Origin of the sequence: Pseudomonas sp. TWR1-1-3 (genome assembly GCF_049896805.1) — a bacterium.
Lineage (GTDB): Bacteria > Pseudomonadota > Gammaproteobacteria > Pseudomonadales > Pseudomonadaceae > Aquipseudomonas > Aquipseudomonas bubulae.
In genome coordinates this window covers 76,699-93,157 of sequence record NZ_JAFCUZ010000003.1, presented here as the reverse complement: position 1 = coordinate 93,157, position 16,459 = coordinate 76,699, and the positions used below count along the sequence as shown (strand labels likewise).

Annotated in this window: 13 protein-coding genes; 2 read left to right on the top strand and 11 right to left on the bottom strand. The window is 60.7% G+C overall.

Annotation, left to right across the window (positions count from 1 at the left end; translation table 11 throughout):
• Window positions 1-15: 15 nt before the first annotated feature.
• From ACP7BE_RS13220 to ACP7BE_RS13190, 7 genes are all read right to left on the bottom strand, one after another.
• On the bottom strand, window positions 16-192 hold the full coding sequence (locus tag ACP7BE_RS13220; RefSeq protein WP_426106136.1) for a hypothetical protein: 177 nt from the start codon (window positions 190-192) through the stop codon (window positions 16-18).
• Window positions 189-1,301 (bottom strand): PepSY-associated TM helix domain-containing protein, encoded by a 1,113-nt coding sequence (locus tag ACP7BE_RS13215; protein WP_094999896.1) that lies wholly within the window; start codon window positions 1,299-1,301, stop codon window positions 189-191. The genes ACP7BE_RS13220 and ACP7BE_RS13215 overlap by 4 nt, the downstream gene beginning before the upstream one ends.
• A 140-nt stretch (window positions 1,302-1,441) precedes the next feature.
• Window positions 1,442-3,877: a TonB-dependent siderophore receptor gene (locus ACP7BE_RS13210; RefSeq protein ID WP_426106133.1), complete on the bottom strand. Its 2,436-nt coding sequence runs from the start codon at window positions 3,875-3,877 to the stop codon at window positions 1,442-1,444.
• Between the two features lie 90 nt (window positions 3,878-3,967).
• Window positions 3,968-4,945 (bottom strand): FecR family protein, encoded by a 978-nt coding sequence (locus tag ACP7BE_RS13205; protein ID WP_337859661.1) that lies wholly within the window; start codon window positions 4,943-4,945, stop codon window positions 3,968-3,970.
• A complete protein-coding gene (locus tag ACP7BE_RS13200; RefSeq protein ID WP_426106131.1) occupies window positions 4,942-5,466 on the bottom strand; it encodes an RNA polymerase sigma factor in 525 nt (174 codons plus the stop codon). The genes ACP7BE_RS13205 and ACP7BE_RS13200 overlap by 4 nt, the downstream gene beginning before the upstream one ends.
• Window positions 5,467-5,665: 199 nt before the next feature.
• Window positions 5,666-6,376, bottom strand: a complete 711-nt coding sequence (locus tag ACP7BE_RS13195; RefSeq protein ID WP_094999899.1) for a 3'-5' exonuclease — start codon at window positions 6,374-6,376, stop codon at window positions 5,666-5,668.
• Entirely contained in the window at window positions 6,373-8,307 is a 1,935-nt protein-coding gene (locus ACP7BE_RS13190; RefSeq protein WP_094999900.1) for a putative nucleotidyltransferase substrate binding domain-containing protein, read from the bottom strand. Before ACP7BE_RS13190 ends, ACP7BE_RS13195 begins: the two co-directional genes overlap by 4 nt.
• Window positions 8,308-8,601: 294 nt before the next feature.
• Between ACP7BE_RS13190 and ACP7BE_RS13185 the strand changes: the two genes are divergently transcribed.
• Complete coding sequence (locus tag ACP7BE_RS13185; RefSeq protein WP_094999901.1) at window positions 8,602-9,042, top strand: response regulator; 441 nt, start codon at window positions 8,602-8,604, stop codon at window positions 9,040-9,042.
• Between the two features lie 64 nt (window positions 9,043-9,106).
• On the opposite strand, the gene ACP7BE_RS13180 is transcribed toward ACP7BE_RS13185, so the two are convergent.
• On the bottom strand, window positions 9,107-11,284 hold the full coding sequence (locus tag ACP7BE_RS13180) for a malate synthase G (protein ID WP_094999902.1): 2,178 nt from the start codon (window positions 11,282-11,284) through the stop codon (window positions 9,107-9,109).
• A gap of 427 nt (window positions 11,285-11,711) precedes the next feature.
• On the opposite strand from ACP7BE_RS13180, the gene ACP7BE_RS13175 reads away from it, so the two are divergent.
• Window positions 11,712-12,230: a glycine cleavage system protein R gene (locus ACP7BE_RS13175; protein WP_016782481.1), complete on the top strand. Its 519-nt coding sequence runs from the start codon at window positions 11,712-11,714 to the stop codon at window positions 12,228-12,230.
• Between the two features lie 10 nt (window positions 12,231-12,240).
• On the opposite strand, the gene rarD is transcribed toward ACP7BE_RS13175, so the two are convergent.
• The 3 genes from rarD to ACP7BE_RS13160 form a co-directional block, all read right to left on the bottom strand.
• Window positions 12,241-13,128, bottom strand: coding sequence for an EamA family transporter RarD (rarD, locus tag ACP7BE_RS13170; protein WP_094999903.1), 888 nt, complete (start codon window positions 13,126-13,128; stop codon window positions 12,241-12,243).
• 236 nt (window positions 13,129-13,364) lie between these two features.
• A complete protein-coding gene (locus ACP7BE_RS13165; RefSeq protein ID WP_094999904.1) occupies window positions 13,365-14,339 on the bottom strand; it encodes a serine/threonine protein kinase in 975 nt (324 codons plus the stop codon).
• 178 nt (window positions 14,340-14,517) lie between these two features.
• Entirely contained in the window at window positions 14,518-16,419 is a 1,902-nt protein-coding gene (locus ACP7BE_RS13160) for a PhoX family protein (RefSeq protein WP_153399157.1), read from the bottom strand.
• Window positions 16,420-16,459: the final 40 nt, after the last annotated feature.

Genomic DNA, 16,459 nt, shown 5'->3' with positions numbered 1-16,459 from the left:
GGGCAGCGGTCTGGCTCAGTGTTTGAGCAACCCGCGCACACTGATCCACACAGGAATACCCAAGCAAATCCAGCTCAACACATCCCACGCCTCGTCACCCAATAGCGCACTGAACAAGCCCATCACGCTGACCAGGCCAATCGCCAGCGGGATGGAAAACACTTTCCAGAAGTTCGACTGACGGGGCCTCATCGTGCGCTCTCCCTGGCCGCTCGGCGGCGCACCCACCACAGGTAGAGTCCGCTGCCGAGCACCACAATGGTCAGCACGTCGAGAGCCGCCCAGAGAATTTTCATTGGCATGCCGCCGTAATCGCCGAAGTGTAGCGGTTGCGACATGCCCATAGCGTCCATGTACCACGGGCGCCCGGCCACTGCGGTGACCTCCAGGGTACTGGCATCGATCAATACCGGGGTCAGCAGGTGAGAAGTCAGGTGCGTGCTGCCTTTCATAAAGACCGCGTAATGGTGCTCGCTGGAGAACCGTGTACCGGGGAAGGCGATAAAGTCCGGGCGCATGCCGGGCGCGGCTTTGGCTGCGATCTCCAGCAACTGGCTGGCCGGGGCAAGACGGGTCAGTGGCGGAGCATCGCGGTAGGGTTCGATCATGGCGCTGAGGCTGTCATTGCGCCATGCGGCAATGATCAGGTCAGCACAGGCACTGATAACGCCGGTCACCCCTACCACCAGGGCCCAAGTCAGGGTCACGGCGCCAATCAGGTTGTGCAGGTCGAGCCAGCGCAGGCGTTTGGATTTGTCGGTGCGCACGGTAGCGAATTCATGGCGGCGCATAAAAGGCAGGTACAGCACTGTGCCGGAGATGATGGCCAATACAAACAGCAGGCCCATAAACGCGAGTAGCAGCTTGCCGGGCAGCCCGGCGAACATGTCCACATGCAGGCGCAGCATGACCATCATGAGTCCGCCATTGGCTGACGGCACCTCTATGGCTTCGCCGGTGCGCGCATCGAGCATAAAGGTGTGGGACGAATTGGGTTCGGTGCCGGCGGTGGGCGCCATGATGCTCAGGACTGCATTGGGTTCGTCCTCTTCCCAGCCAAAATACTGCATGACCTCGCCCGGGCGATGAGCTTCGGCGGCGCGCACCAGTTGTTGCAGGTCAAGGGTCGGGGTGTCGGCGGGCAGGGTTTTGACCTGCGGAGCATCGCCTAGCAGATGGTCGATTTCATGATGAAAAATCAACGGCAGGCCGGTCAGTGCCAGCATCAGCAAGAACGCAGTGCAAATCAGGCTGGTCCAGGTGTGGATAAAGGACCAGCGGCGGATGGTTTTGCTTTTCATGAAAATCCTGAATGCGTAAACCCTCTGTGGGAGCGGGCTTGCTCGCGATGGCATCAACTCGTTTTTTCAGTTGCACCGAGTTGTCTGCATCGCGGGCAAGCCCGCTCCCACAGGGGGAAGGTGGTGCAGCCCTTAGCGGGTTACCACTTGTAGTTGACGCTGGCCATGACGTTACGCCGGTCGCCGTAGTAGCAATAGAAACCGTCGCAGGTCGACAGGTATTCCTTGTCGAATACGTTGTTGGCGTTCACAGAAACCGTGGCGCCCTTGAGCGTTTTGCTGACCTTGCCCAAGTCGTAATGCACCGCGGCGTCGTAGACGGTATAAGCGTCGGTGTGGCCATAAGAAGCGTCGGGCACATAAGCCATGCTGCCGATTGCGATGTTGTCGGTCTCACCAATGTAGCGGGCACCAAAGCCGACGCCGAAGCCATCCAGAACGCCTTTCTGCCAGGTGTAGTCAGCCCAGATCGAGGCTTGATGTTCAGGCGTCAGGGGCAGTGGACGGTTCTTGTCCAGCGGGTCGGAGACCTTGGTCATCTTGGTGTTGGCATAGGTGTAGGCAGCGGTCAGTTTAAGGTTCTCGTTGACGTTACCCACGGCCTCCAGCTCCACGCCGCGCACGTTGGCTTCACCCAGTGGCCGGCTTACACCCAGGGTGTCGCTGAGCACGATGTTTTTACGGGTCAGGTCATACACGGCAGCGGTGAACAGCATCTCGGTGCCGGGTGGCTGGTACTTGAGGCCCACTTCGTATTGCTTGCCAGTACCGGGCTTGAACGCCTTGCCGCCAAAACCACCCGGCTCGGCCTGGAACGATTCGGCATAGGACACATAAGGCGTGAAGCCGGAATCGAACACATAGCTCAGCGCGGCATTGCCGGTGAAGGCGCTGTCGTCACGTTTGTCGCGCGCATTGTTCTCGTTGTAGAACGTGGTGTCGGTGTGCAGCCAATCCTGGCGTCCGCCCAAGGTCAAACGCCAGTTATCCAGCGCCATCTGGTCTTGCAGGTAGAGGCCGGTGTCACGGGTTTTCTGGTTGTAGTCGTTGTAAGCGGTGTATTTGACGTTGCTGAAATCCTGCCCGTAGATCGGGTTGATGATGTTGCTGGCCGGGGCCGCGCCGTATTGCCACTTGTAGTTGGTATTGACGCGTTGGTGATCGAGGCCGATCAGTACAGTGTGCTTGAGGGCGCCCGTATTGAAGTCTGCCTGGAAGTTGTTATCCACGGCGAACTGGCTGATGTCTTCGTTCACGATATTGGCGCCGCGCTGCACGGTACCGTCGTCGGCAACGGAGCCGTAGTAACCGCCTGCAGTGATGCCCTGAAATGACAGGTCGCTTTTGGTGTAGCGCAAGTTCTGACGGAACTGCCACACATCGTCAAAGCGGTGTTCGAAGGCGTAGCCGAGTGCGTAGTAGGTCTTGTCGTAGAACTCCCACTTCGGATCACCCAGGTTCTCGTGATACTTCACACTGCCCGCCGGTGAGTCAACCTTAGTGCCCTGGATCGGCAAGAACTGACTTGTGATACCGGTGTCGTCACGATTGAACTGGCTGAGGAACGTCAGTTTGGTGTCCGGGTCGATGTTCCAGGTCAGACTGGGCGCGAGGTTATAGCGCTTGTCTTCGTTGTGATCGATGGCGGTGTTGCTGTCGCGTACCAGGCCGCTGATACGGTACAAAAAGCGGCCTTCATCATCGATCGGGCCAGTGCTGTCGAAGCTGATCTGCTTGCGCTGGTAGCTGCCGACCTGGACCTGCACTTCATGGCTGGGGGTGTCCTGCGGGCGACGGCTGACCATGTCCAGCAAACCCCCGGCAGGTGTCTGGCCGTAGACCGATGACGCTGGGCCACGCAGCAGGGCTACGCGCTCCAGGTCCCAGGTTTCCAGCTTGGGCATGGTGTAGGAGCCCTTGGGCAGCGGTAGGCCGTCGAGAAACTGGGTGGGTTCGAAGCCGCGTACCTTCAGCCACTCCGAGCGGCTGTCGCTGCCATAGCTGCTGGCCGTAACGCCGGGCATGTAACGTACTGCATCATCCAGGTTCTGCACCGCCCGGTCCTGCATTTGGCTACGGGTGGCCACGGAGATGGAGCGCGGGGCTTCAGCCAAAGAGGTATCGGTTTTGGTACCCGACGCCGTGCGCTGGGCGAGGTAGCCGTCCACCGGACCCCAGGCGCTTTCGTAGCTGCCCTGGGCGGAGATGGTCGTTGCTCCTAGAGCCAATGCGCCCTGGGGAATCTCGATCAGAGTAAAGCTGCCAGCCGAGCCGGGCACCAGCTGCAAGCCGCTCCCCTGCAACGCCTCACGCAACGCAGTCGTGGCTTCAAATGTGCCGTTGACCGGTGCCGAGGTTTTGCCTGCCAGCAAGGACGAGTCGATGGCCAGGGTGATGCCAGCCTGGCTGGCGATCTGGTTCAGGGTGGCCGCCAATGGGCCGGCGGGCAGGTTGTAGCTGCGCGCAGAGGATGCCTGTTCGGCGGCAATCAGCGTGGTGCTGGCCAGCGGAGCGCCAAGGGCAATGGCAACAGCCAACAGGCTGGGGCGCAAAAACGTGTCGAGGGTGCGGGACATTCGGCGGGTTCCTGAATGGAAATGTTTCTCAATGCCTATCTGCCGCACGAGATTTGAAAAGTGATAGGGCTTATTGAAAATAATTTAGATTCAGTTCGCCGCAGGCCTGGCGCTGACAGTGACCCACCACGGGGTGCGCTGTTCGATTTGCACCGGCAAGGTCGGCAACAGGGCGTTGAGCGCCAGTTCGACGTTGTTCAGCGGGAAGCTGCCAGTGATGCGCAGGTCGGCCACTTCGGGGGCTACACCCAGGTGGCCACGGTGATAGCGGTTGAGTTCGCCAACCATGTCGCCCAGGCGCACGTTGTCCAGTACCAGCATGCCCCGTGTCCAGGCGTCGGCCCCGGGGCTCACTGCATACATCTGGCCCAGACGGTCGCGGTGCATCAGCACTTGCTGCCCTTCGCTGTAGATGGTCTGTTCGACGCTATCTTCTGGATGGGCCTGGACACGCGATTGCAGCACGCTCAGGCGCGTGCCGTCGGCTTCGCGTTTGACCATGAACCGGGTGCCAAGGGCCAGCAAGCTGCCATCGCGGGTTTGTACGATAAACGGGCGAGGGTCGCCGTGGCCGGTTTCGACCATGATCTCGCCTTCTTGCAGGATGATGCGCCGGGTGCTGTTGTCAAAACGTACATCAACTGCACTGTGGGTATTGAGGTTGAGCAACGTGCCGTCGGCCAGGCGCATCTGGCGCTGTTCACCGGTGGCAGTGCGCTGGTCGGCCATCCAGTAATCGATGGGCAAGTAGTTCTTGCCGGCAAACAGGGCCAGCCCGCACACCAGGGCGATACTCGCCAGGCCGCTGCCGATCTTGCGCGCCTGCTGCTGCACGCCATTGCGCGCATTGAGCAGGGCGTTGCGTGCCGGGATGCCGGTATTGCTGAAGCGCTGGTCGAGCATGCCCAGTTGTAACCAGGCCCGGGCGTGTTCTTCGCTGGCGCTGTACCACTTGGCGAACTCGGCCTGTTCCACGGCGCTGCCGTTGCCGCAATCCAGGCACAGTTGCCAGGCGATGGCGGCGTCCAGCACCTGGGCCGAGACCGGTTTGCCGTTGGCCTGGCTCATGTCGGCTCACCATACAGGGCGATGTAGCACTGGCGGATGCCCTGGGCCAGGTATTGACGTACACGGGGCACCGACACGCCCAGGCGTTCGGCGATTTCGGCATGGGTCATGCCGTCGAGCCGACTGTGCAGGAAGGCCGCACGCGACTTGCTCGACAGTTTGGCCAATATGCGGTCGATGGCTCGCAGGTCTTCGAGGATCAACTGCTGGGCCTCGGGCGAGGGGTGCTCGGCTTCGGGGATCAGCATCAACTCGTTGAGCCAGGCCTGCTCCAGGGCGGCGCGGCGAAAATAGTCGAACAGCAGGCCTTTGGCGATGGCCGCCAGAAAGGCCCGGGGTTCGCGCGGGGCTTGCAGTTCGGTACGGCCAAGCAGGCGTACAAAAGTGTCCTGGCTGAGGTCCTCTGCCCGCTGCGGGCAGGCCACGTTGCGCCGTAACCACGCCAGCAGCCAGCCGCGATGGTCGCGATAAAGCGCTCCAACCAGCTCACTGTGGGGGGTTTGGACTGACGACAAGAGCATCACCGACTGCAAGTTTTAACTAACGATAATTATTCGCGATTGTGGCAGAGGGAGTGATCCTACGCAATTGACGCTCATCGGATGACATATAAGCGGGGGAGGGTCGTTATTGTGGGAGCGGGCTTGCACGCGATGGGATCGCCGCGTTTCGCCTGATGAGCCGCGTCGCATGAATCGCGAGCAAGACCCCTCCCACAGATTAAAAGCCGTGAATCTGCTTGCGTCGCTGCCACTGGTTAAGCCGCTGTTGCAAGGCCAGGGGGCTGTCGATGCCCTGGACGCTGGCACGGCTGAACAGGATCAGTGCCAGCTCGGCCGTGGCCAGCGCGTCTGCACTGGCGTTGTGACGGTCTTCAACCTGCAGGTTGAAGTGGTTGATCCAGTGATCCAGCCCTGCCTGGCGCGGGTTGAACTGCGGGCAGAGCATCGGTGCCAGTGCGGCCACATCCATAAACGGATGCTGCAACCGATAGCCCAGGCTGTCCTTGAGGGCTCGGGTGAGCATGTGCTGGTCAAATGGTGCATGGAAGGCCAGTACCGGGCTATCGCCGACAAAGTCCATGAAATCCAGCAGCGCATCCACCGGGTCGCTGCCGGCGGCAATGGCGGCAGGTCCCAGTTCATGCAGCAGCATGCTGGGGCTCAGGGGGTGGTCGGGGCGCAGCAGGGTGCGCTCAAAGGCCTGGCTCAAGTCAATGGCGCCGTCTTCAATCACTACTGCGCCAATCGACAACACTTGATCGCGGTTGAGATTAAGACCGCTGGTTTCCAGGTCTACCACCACCCAACGCTGACTGCGCAATGGCACATTGCTCAAGGCGGTGGCGGACGGCAATTGCAGCAGGCGTTGCTGTTGCTCAAGGCTTAGCAGCGGTTTTTTGCGGGGTAACAGCCAGGACAACAGGCTCATAGCTGATACCGCAGGGCCAGGCTGCTTTGCAGGCGCTGGGCCTGGCGCAGGGCTTCACGCAGGATACGGCGATCCAGCTGGTTGAGGTTGTCCGGGTCGACGCGATTGGAGTACGGGCGATTTTCCCGGGTTTGCAACTGGTGCTGCTGCATGCGGGTTTGCTGGATAAAGTGGTAAGCCTCTTCGTAGGCACCGCCGTCCAGCGGTTCGATCACGTCGAGAGCAACCAGTTGGCGCAAGCGCTCAAGGGTATTGTTGGCTTCTACACCGTTGGCCAGTGCCAGCAAGCGAGCCCCGTCGACAAAGGGCGTAAGGCCCTGCACCTTGAGGTCGAGGGTGGCCTTGTCACTGCCTTTGCGCTCCAGCACAAACTCGCGAAAGCGCCCCACCGGCGGCCGGTGACGCAGGGCGTTGTCGGCCATCATGCGCTGGAACAGGCGGTTGTCGGCCACTTGCTCAAGGATGCCGCGACGTAGTTGCGCGCAGCCCTGTTCATCGCCCCAGACCACGCGCAGGTCGAAGTAGATGGTGGAGGCCAGCAGGTTTTCCGGGGTGGCTTCACGAATAAACGCCGCAAAGCGCCGCGCCCATTCGGTACGGGACAAGCACAGGTCGGGGTTGCCGGCCATGATATTGCCCTTGCACAGGGTAAAGCCGCAGGCCGCCAGGTGCTGGTTGATCTGCTGGGCGATGGGCAGCAGGCGCTGGCGAATGTCGGCGGCCTCGGCAGCGTCCCTGGCCTCGAACAGGATGCCGTTGTCCTGGTCGGTGTGCAGGGTTTGTTCGCTCCGTCCTTCGCTGCCAAAACACAGCCAGGTAAACGGCACGCCGGGGTCACCCTTGTCGGCCAGCACCAGTTCAATCACCCGGCAGACGGTGTGATCGTTCAGTTGGGTGATGATATGGGTGATTTGCGTGGAAGATGCGCCGTGGGCCAGCATGCGCTCAACCAGCTGGCCGATTTCGCCGCGCAGGCTGATCAGGGTTTCCAGCCGTGGAGCATGGCGGATGGTACGTGCCAGATGCACCAGGTCGACCCGTTGCAGCGAAAACAGGTCACGCTCGGAAACAACCCCACACAGGCGTTGATCTTTAACCAGGCACACGTGGGCAATATGCCGCTGGGTCATGGCGATTGCAGCGTCGAAAGCGCTGTGATCGGGGCTCAGGTAGAACGGCCCGGGGGTCATGTGCAGGTCGATGGCCTGGTCGAAATCCTCAATGCCATTGGCAACGACCTGACGCAGGTCGCGCAGGGTGAAAATCCCCAGCGGGGCCTTGAACTCGTCGACCACCACAATGCTGCCCACCTGCTGTTCGTGCATCAGACGCACGGCTTCACGCAGTGCAACCTGAGGCGCGCAGGTCACGGGATGACGCATGGCCAGTTCACCCAGGCGGGTGTTGAGCGAGTACTGGGTGCCGAGGGTTTCAGCGGCTTTTTGCTGCACCTGCTGATTGACCTTGTCCAGCAGGCTGCTGACGCCGCGCAAGGCAAAGTCGCGAAATTCGTCGGACAGGCCAAACAGTTTGATAAACGCGGTTTTGTTCAGTTGCAGGCAGAACGTATCTTCGGCGGCCCGGTGTTCGGTGCGGGTGGCGCGCTCGCCCAGCAGCGCGGCCAGGGGGAAGCATTCGCCGGCGGTGATCTCGAAGGTGGTCTGGGCTTCTTCGCGACCGGCGTGGGTGCGCTCGCCCACCACTCGGCCCTGCTTGACGATATAGAAGTGCTCCACCGGCCCGTCGGTGGGTCGGATGATGCTTTCGCCCGGGGCATAGAAGCGCAGTTGGCACTGCTCGACCAGGTACGCCAGGTGAGTGTTTTCCATTTGGTTGAAGGGCGGGAATCGCTGCAAGAATTGCATGGTGCCGTGAATGTTCTGCAACACCGCGGTTTTCCCTGCCTGGAGAAACGCATCCGATTTACTCATTACTGATACCGCGTCGTTGGTTGTGAGCCGTTGTTGTTATGACCGGACAGGGCATCGCCCCAAGGTGTATTTCTATCCCTCATGCTCGGTGGTCTGCGCGCGGGTGCCCATTGGACGTAAGTCTATGGGGCAGCGTTGTGCTGCTGTTTTAAAAACATCGCACATTGGTTTCAGATATTTCTTGTGCTGGCAGGCTTGGAAATACCGGAATGTGAGCGCACATTTACACCAAGTAATGGATAACCGACTACGCTATTAGGATATTTCGCCTGCAAGTCAGCTTCCGAGAAGCCTATGACCGAACACGACATTTTGACTGACGCCGAAAGAGAGGCCTTACAAGAGGTCATGCAGACACCTGCTTCGGTCTCGTCATGTGTGTTGATTGTCGAAGATGATGTTTTGGCTCGGGAGTTGTTGGCGGAGTTTCTTGAACTCAATGCCATTGAGTGCCTCCAGGCCAGCAATGAAGAAGAAGCGCTGGCGCTATTGGCATCGGGCCAGCCGATCAACCTGATGCTCACCGATTTGCGCATGCTGCCCCACGATGGCTTGCATCTGATCCGCAAAGTGCGTGAATCCGAGCGGGCGGCCTTGCCGGTTATCATCATGTCGGGGGATGCGAATGTACGGGATGCCATCGATGCCATGCATTTGAGCGTGGTGGACTTTTTGCTCAAGCCGATTGATACCGACAGGTTGCTCAAGCTGATCCGTGAGGAGTTGGGGATGTAAGGTTGGTCTCCCACCGTGTCAAAAAAAAGCCCCGAATGATCGGGGCTTTTTTTATTGCTGCGGGTTACAGGCCGTTTCTGGCCTTGAACTCGCGCCGACGACGGTGCAGTACCGGCTCGGTGTAGCCGTTAGGCTGTTTGGTGCCTTCGATGACCAGTTCGACCGCCGCCTGGAAGGCGATATTGCTGTCGAAGTCCGGCGCCAGCGGACGGTACAGCGCGTCGTTGGCGTTCTGGCGGTCAACCACCGGTGCCATGCGCTTGAGGCTTGCCATGACCTGCTCTTCGTTGACGATGCCGTGACGCAGCCAGTTGGCGATGTGCTGGCTGGAGATACGCAGCGTGGCACGGTCTTCCATCAGGCCGATGTCGTTGATGTCCGGCACCTTGGAGCACCCCACGCCCTGGTCGATCCAGCGCACAACGTAGCCCAGGATGCCCTGGGAGTTGTTGTCCAGTTCGTTCTGGATCTGTTCCGGGGTCCACTGCGGGTTCACCGCCAGCGGGATGGTCAGGATGTCGTCCACCGAAGCCGGAGCGCGCTTGGCCAGTTCGGCCTGACGGGCGAACACGTCAACCTTGTGGTAATGCAGCGCGTGCAGGGCGGCGGCGGTCGGTGACGGCACCCAGGCAGTGTTGGCACCGGCCAGCGGGTGAGCGATTTTCTGCTCCAGCATGGCGGCCATCAGATCGGGCATGGCCCACATGCCTTTACCGATTTGTGCACGACCTTGCAGGCCAGTGCTCAAGCCGACATCGACGTTGTTGTTTTCGTAGGCCGAAATCCACTTCTGGGCTTTCATGTCGGCCTTGCGTACGACCGGGCCGGCTTCCATCGAGGTGTGAATCTCGTCGCCGGTACGGTCCAGGAAGCCGGTGTTGATAAACACCACTCGCTCGCTGGCGGCCTTGATGCAGGCCTTGAGGTTGATCGTGGTACGGCGCTCTTCGTCCATGATTCCGACCTTGAGCGTGTTGCGTGGCAGCTTGAGCACGTCTTCGATGCGGCCGAACAGCTCGTTGGTGAACGCGGCTTCTTCAGCCCCGTGCATCTTCGGCTTGACGATATACACCGAGCCGGTGCGGCTGTTGCTGCGCGTGGTCTGGCCATTGAGGCTGTGGATAGCCGCAAGGCTGGTGAGCAGGCCGTCGAGGATGCCTTCGGGCACTTCGTTGCCGTCTTTGTCGAGGATCGCATCGATGGTCATCAGGTGGCCGACGTTGCGCACGAACAACAGCGAGCGGCCATGGAGGCTGACGGTGCCGCCGTTTGGCGCGGTGTACTCGCGATCCGGGTTCATGGTGCGGGTAAAGGTCTGGCCGCCCTTGGATACTTGCTCGCTGAGGTCACCCTTCATCAGGCCGAGCCAGTTGCGGTAGATCACCACCTTGTCATCGGCATCGACCGCAGCGACCGAGTCTTCGCAGTCCATGATGGTGGTCAGGGCGGCTTCCATCAGCACGTCTTTGACGCCTGCAGCATCGGTCTGGCCGACGGGGCTGGCCGCGTCGACCTGGATTTCGAAATGCAGGCCGTTGTGCTTGAGCAGCACGGCCGTCGGCGCTGCGGCCGTGCCGTGGTAACCGATCAACTGCGCGGTGTCGCGCAGGCCGGTGCTGGCGCCGCCCTTGAGGGTGACCTGCAAGGCGCCGTCAACAATGGCGTAGCCGCTGGAATCAACGTGGGAGCCGCTGGCCAGAGGTGCAGCTTCGTCGAGAAAGGCGCGGGCGAAGGCGATGACCTTGTCGCCGCGAACCTTGTTGTAGCCTTTGCCCTTTTCGGCGCCGTCGGCTTCGCTGATGGCGTCGGTGCCGTAAAGCGCGTCGTACAGCGAGCCCCAACGGGCGTTAGAGGCGTTGAGGGCAAAGCGCGCATTCATCACCGGCACCACCAATTGCGGGCCGGCCATGCGGGCGATTTCGTCATCGACGTTTTGCGTCGTTGCCTGGAAATCCGCAGCTTCTGGCTGCAGATACCCGATATCCTGGAGGAAGGCCTTATAAGCCACGGCGTCATGGGCCTTGCCGGCCTGCGCCTGGTGCCAGGCGTCGATGCGCGCCTGCAAATCATCGCGTTTGGCGAGCAGTGCTTTGTTCTTGGGTGCCAGGTCGTTGATGACCTTGTCGGCACCGGCCCAGAACTGATCGGCGGTGAGGCCGGTACCGGGGATAGCTTCGTTGTTGACGAAGTCGAACAGGACTTTGGCGACCTGCAGGCCACCGACGTGAACGTGTTCAGTCATTGCTTGCCTCACTCATTTTTATTTAAAGCCTGGAGCGCTTCTCAAAACACCGCCAGAGCGGGTTTGTACGGGGATTGCAGACGCTTTGGCAGACCATGTTGCAAGTTATGTAGTGGTCGCCGAGGTATACTACATGATCAATTGCAGATGTGAAAATCAGACTGATCACGTCGTTCTGCGACCATTTTTACGCGAACGGTCACTCAGAAGAACGGGATGTTCTCAAGAAACAGGCAGGTTGTTCCAGATAATTCTAAAAACAGTACACAATTTGTGATTTTGAAGGCATCTGTGGAGCAGGCTTGCTCGTGATTCGGGCGACGCGGTCTGTCAGGCAAACCGTGGCGAGACCATCGCGAGCAAGCCCGCTCCCACAGGGAAGGGTGTTGCCTATACTCAATCGACCCCCTAATAAGAGAGTCCCGCCATGAATCATCTTGTTATCACTGTCTTTGCCCAGGACAAGGCCGGGCAGGTCGAGCGTATTGCCCAGTGCATCGCCGAGCATGGAGGTAACTGGCTGGAGAGTCGCATGTCGCGTATGGCCGGGCAATTTGCCGGGATCCTGCGTGTCGGCGTGCCTGCCGAAGCCCACGATGAGCTGGTCGATGCGCTGCAGCGGTTGGGCAAGGAAGGGATTCGGGTATTGATCGCCGAAAGCGGGATCGAGCAGTCCTGCACCTGGAAGCCCATCGCCATGGAGCTGGTGGGCAACGACCGCCCCGGCATTGTGCGCGATATCACCCGGGTGCTGACGGAGCAGGGGGTGAGCCTGGAGCGGCTGGTGACCGATGTGCGGCCCGCGCCCATGAGCAACGAGCCGCTGTTTCATGCCGAGGCCATTTTGGCGGTGCCCCTGACCTTGTCGCTGGACGTGCTGCAAAAGCGTCTGGAAACCCTGGCCGATGAACTGCTGGTAGACCTCAAGTTCAGCACCGAAGAGTAACTGCGCCGGTTCAGCTGCGCTGGCGCAGGCTGAACCAGGCATCGAGGCTGTACACCACCAGCCCGGCCCAGATAAACGCAAAGGCGATCAAGGTGCTTTCGGACAGGTGTTCGCCATACACCCAGACCGCCAGGATCAGCACCAGCGTCGGCGCGATGTACTGCATAAAGCCCAGGGTCGTGTAGGGCAGATGTCGTGCGGCGGCGTTGAAACTGACCAGGGGTATCAGCGTGGCCGGGCCGGCAAATACCAGCAGCCAGGCCTCTGAGGTACTCCAGAAGTCAACGTGGGCGCTGTTGGCTTCCGGATGCAGCAACAGCCAGCCGATGGCAACCGGGACCAGGATCCAGGTTTCTACCACCAGCCCCGGCAGCGCCTTGACCGGTGCTTGCTTGCGAATCAGCCCGTAAAAGCCAAACGTCAGCGCCAGCACCAGCGATACCCACGGCAGGCTGCCCACTTGCCACACTTGTTGTGCCACGCCCGCAGCTGCCAGGCCTACGGCAATCCACTGCAAGCGGCGCAGGCGTTCGCCCAGCAGCAACATGCCGAGCAGTACGTTTACCAGCGGGTTGATGTAATAGCCCAGGCTGGCTTCGACCATGCGGTCGTTATTTACGGCCCATACATAGGTCAGCCAGTTGGCGGCAATCAGCAGGCCGCTGATGGTCAGCACGCCCAGGCGTTTGGGGTTGTCGCGCAGTTCCTGCCACCAGCCGGGGTGCTTCCACACCAGCAGCAGCAACGAGCCGAACAAGGCCGACCAAAGCACCCGGTTGACGATGATTTCGGCCGCCGGAACGCTGGCCAGCAGTTTGAAGTAGAGCGGGAAGATGCCCCAGATGACATAGGCCGTGAGGCCTAAAATATACCCGCGGCGCGGGTTGGCGGCTTGCATGCAGAATCCTTGCTTAGGCAACTAACAGACACGGAAGAAGTCAGGATTGTAAGCAGGTTTTGCAGGCGTGTCGTGCAGGAGATTTGCAAGGCAGACAGTTGTTTTTGCACCAGCAGCGGTCCCGGATTTTCTGTGGGAGCGGGCTTGCTCGCGATGCGGGCGCTGCGGTCTGACAGTTAAACCGCATCGACCCAATCGCGAGCAAGCCCGCTCCTGCAAGAGCCACATACATGGCGTCAGAACAGTTTCAGCGGCTCCTCATTGAGTGCTGAAAGTTGTTCACGCAATGCCAGGATCTGGTCGCCCCAGTAGCGTTCGGTACCAAACCACGGGAAGCTGTGGGGGAAGGCCGGGTCGTCCCAGCGTCGCGCCAGCCAGGCACTGTAGTGCATCAGGCGCAAGGCGCGCAGCGGCTCGATCAATGCCAGCTCCCGCGGGTTGAAGTCATGGAATTCGCTGTAACCGTCCATCAACTCTGACAGCTGGCCCAGGCATTCCTGGCGATCACCGGCGAGCATCATCCACAAATCCTGCACCGCAGGGCCCATGCGGCAGTCATCGAGGTCGACGATATGGAACACTTCGTCGCGGCACATCATGTTGCCGGGGTGGCAATCACCATGCATGCGGATGTTGGTGTGCGGGGTGGCGGCGTAGACGTCTTCAACGCGCTTGAGCAGGTCGCGGGCGACGGACTCGTAGGCCGGGAGCAAGCTGCGCGGTATGAAGTTGCCTTCGAGCAGGGTGGTCAGCGAGTCGTGACCGAAGTTTTTCACGCCCAGTGCTTCGCGGTGTTCGAACGGCTTGGTTGCGCCTACGGCATGCAGGCGGCCGAGCAGTTGCCCGAGACGATACAGCTGGTCGAGGTTTCCCGGCTCTGGCGCACGGCCACCACGGCGTGGGAACAAGGTAAAGCGAAAGCCCTGGTGCTCGAACAGGCTTTGGCCGTTGTGAATCATCGGGGCCACGACCGGGACTTCGCAGTCGGCCAGTTCGAAGGTGAAGCGGTGCTCTTCGAGGATCGCTTCGTTGGTCCAGCGCTGAGGGCGATAGAACTTGGCGATCAGCGGCTGCGAGTCTTCGATGCCGACCTGATACACGCGGTTTTCGTAGCTGTTGAGCGCCAACACGCGGGCATCGCTCAGGAAACCGATGCTCTCGACGGCGTCGAGGACCAGATCAGGGGTAAGTGTTGCAAACGGATGAGACATGCTGACTCCTGCGCGCAGCAGGCTGCCGCGTCCGGCCATGCATGTTAGCGCAGACCGGGGCCCGGAAGGCGACTTAATCCGCTGTGGGAGCGGGCTTGCTCACGATGCAGGCGCTGCGGTCTGTCAGTTAAATCGCACCAACCCGATCGCGAGCGAGCCCGCTCCCACACCGAAAGGGTCAGGCGCCGACGATACCGCCGTCTTCACGGCTGATGGCCATGACCGAAGAACGCGGTTTGCCGTTGGGCAGATGCTCGGGGAAGGTGGATCCGCCGTTTTCGCCGGGGTGCTGAATACCAACGAACAGGGTTTTGTGGTCGGGCGAGAAGCTGATGCCGGTGACTTCACAGCCAATCGGCCCGACCATGAAGCGGCGGATTTCACCGCTGGCCGGGTCGGCGCAGAGCATCTGGTTATTGCCCATGCCGGCAAAGTCACCGCTGTTACTGGCATCGCCGTCGGTGAGGATCCACAAGCGCCCTGCGTCGTCGAAACCCAGGCCGTCGGGGCTGTTGAACATGTTTTGCGGGGTAATGTTGGCCGAGCCACCTTTGGCCGTTTTGCCGTGCACTGCCGGGTTGCCGGCCACCACGAACAGGTCCCAGTCAAAGGTGTCCGAGCCGTGATCACCCTTATGGGCGTTCCAGCGCAGGATTTGTCCGTAGACGTTTTTCTCACGCGGGTTGGGTCCGCCAGCCGGTTGTCCATCCTCGCCACGTTTGACGTTGTTGGTCAGGGTGCAATAAACCTGGCCGTCTTTGGGGCTGACCACTATCCATTCCGGGCGGTCCATGCGTGTGGCGCCGACTGTGCTGCCTGCCAGGCGGGCATGGATCAGGGTATCGGCCTGGCTGGCGAAACCATGGTCGGCATCAATGCCGTTTTTGCCGTGACTCAGTTCAAGCCACTGGCCCTGGCCCTTGGGGCGATCAGGGTTGCTGTCGCCATTGTCAAAGCGCGCCACATAAAGCGTGCCGTGGTCGAGCAGGTCGCGATTGGCCTTGGGGTTCTGGTGGTCGATCTTGTCGCGGCTGATAAATTTGTAGATGAACTCGCCGCGTTCATCGTCGCCCATATAGACCACGGCACGACCGTCGCCGGTTTCGGTCAGGGCGGCGTTTTCGTGTTTGAAACGGCCCAGGGCGGTGCGTTTGACCGGTGTTGAAAGCGGGTCGAACGGGTCGATTTCCACTACCCAGCCGTGACGGTTGAGTTCGTTGGGGTTGAGTGCCAGGTCGAAGCGCGGGTCGTGTTGGTGCCAGTTGATATCCTTGCTGGCCGCCACGGCACCATAGCGCTTTTGCGCGGTGTCGAAGGTTTGCTTGGCATCAGAGCTGCCGAAACAATCAGTGAAGTTTTCTTCGCACGTCAGATAAGTGCCCCACGGGGTTTTGCCGTTGGCGCAGTTCTGGAACGTGCCCAGGGCACGGCTGCCGGTGGCATCGGCCCGGGTGCGCAGCAGTTCGTGGCCCGCCGCGGGACCGCTGAGGCGGATCGGCGTGTTGCCGTGGATGCGCCGGTTAAAGGGTGAGCCCTGAACAAACTGCCAGCTGTCGCCCTTGCGCTGGATTTCGATCACCGACACGCCTTCACTGGCCAGGGCCTTGCGCACTTCTTCAAGGGAAGTGGGCGAGCCACCGTGAGGGTAGAGGTAGCGGTAGTTGGTGTATTCGTTGTTGATCGCCATGAGGGCCCGGTTCGGGTCATCGGGGAAGGCGAACAGGCTCATGCCGTCATTGTTGTCGCCAAATTGCACTTCCTGCTCGCTGGCGGTGCCTTTACCGGAAGGGTCAAACGCCGGGCCTTTGGCCTGCAGCGGCTGACCCCAGCTGATGAGCACCGAGGAACGGTAGCCGGGCGGCAGGCTGATGGTGTCGGTGGTGGCTGCGTTGATGCTGTCGAACCCCAGCAGGTTGCTGTTGGCGGCGCTGACCCCGGCCGCCAGGGCGCTGCGACCAAGCAGGCCGCCGCCGAGGAACATCGCCGCACCACACAAGGCGCCCGCACTGATAAAGCCCCGACGGCTCAGGCCGATGATCTGCTCAAGGTCGGTGGATTGGTTTTCTTCTAATAGGCTCATGGCTGGCTCGTCTGGCAACGGTTTTGGCAGACACCATAAG

Excerpts from the sequence above, each read along its gene's own strand:
- ACP7BE_RS13160 (WP_153399157.1), bottom strand. The coding sequence starts at position 16,419 with ATGAGCCTATTAGAAGAAAACCAATCCACCGACCTTGAGCAGATCATC.
- ACP7BE_RS13205 (WP_337859661.1), bottom strand. The coding sequence starts at position 4,945 with ATGAGCCAGGCCAACGGCAAACCGGTCTCGGCCCAGGTGCTGGACGCC.
- rarD (WP_094999903.1), bottom strand. The coding sequence starts at position 13,128 with ATGCAAGCCGCCAACCCGCGCCGCGGGTATATTTTAGGCCTCACGGCC.
- ACP7BE_RS13175 (WP_016782481.1), top strand. The coding sequence starts at position 11,712 with ATGAATCATCTTGTTATCACTGTCTTTGCCCAGGACAAGGCCGGGCAG.
- ACP7BE_RS13180 (WP_094999902.1), bottom strand. The coding sequence starts at position 11,284 with ATGACTGAACACGTTCACGTCGGTGGCCTGCAGGTCGCCAAAGTCCTG.
- ACP7BE_RS13200 (WP_426106131.1), bottom strand. The coding sequence starts at position 5,466 with ATGCTCTTGTCGTCAGTCCAAACCCCCCACAGTGAGCTGGTTGGAGCG.
- ACP7BE_RS13195 (WP_094999899.1), bottom strand. The coding sequence starts at position 6,376 with ATGAGCCTGTTGTCCTGGCTGTTACCCCGCAAAAAACCGCTGCTAAGC.
- ACP7BE_RS13190 (WP_094999900.1), bottom strand. The coding sequence starts at position 8,307 with ATGAGTAAATCGGATGCGTTTCTCCAGGCAGGGAAAACCGCGGTGTTG.
- ACP7BE_RS13220 (WP_426106136.1), bottom strand. The coding sequence starts at position 192 with ATGAGGCCCCGTCAGTCGAACTTCTGGAAAGTGTTTTCCATCCCGCTG.
- ACP7BE_RS13210 (WP_426106133.1), bottom strand. The coding sequence starts at position 3,877 with ATGTCCCGCACCCTCGACACGTTTTTGCGCCCCAGCCTGTTGGCTGTT.
- ACP7BE_RS13185 (WP_094999901.1), top strand. The coding sequence starts at position 8,602 with ATGACCGAACACGACATTTTGACTGACGCCGAAAGAGAGGCCTTACAA.
- ACP7BE_RS13215 (WP_094999896.1), bottom strand. The coding sequence starts at position 1,301 with ATGAAAAGCAAAACCATCCGCCGCTGGTCCTTTATCCACACCTGGACC.
- ACP7BE_RS13165 (WP_094999904.1), bottom strand. The coding sequence starts at position 14,339 with ATGTCTCATCCGTTTGCAACACTTACCCCTGATCTGGTCCTCGACGCC.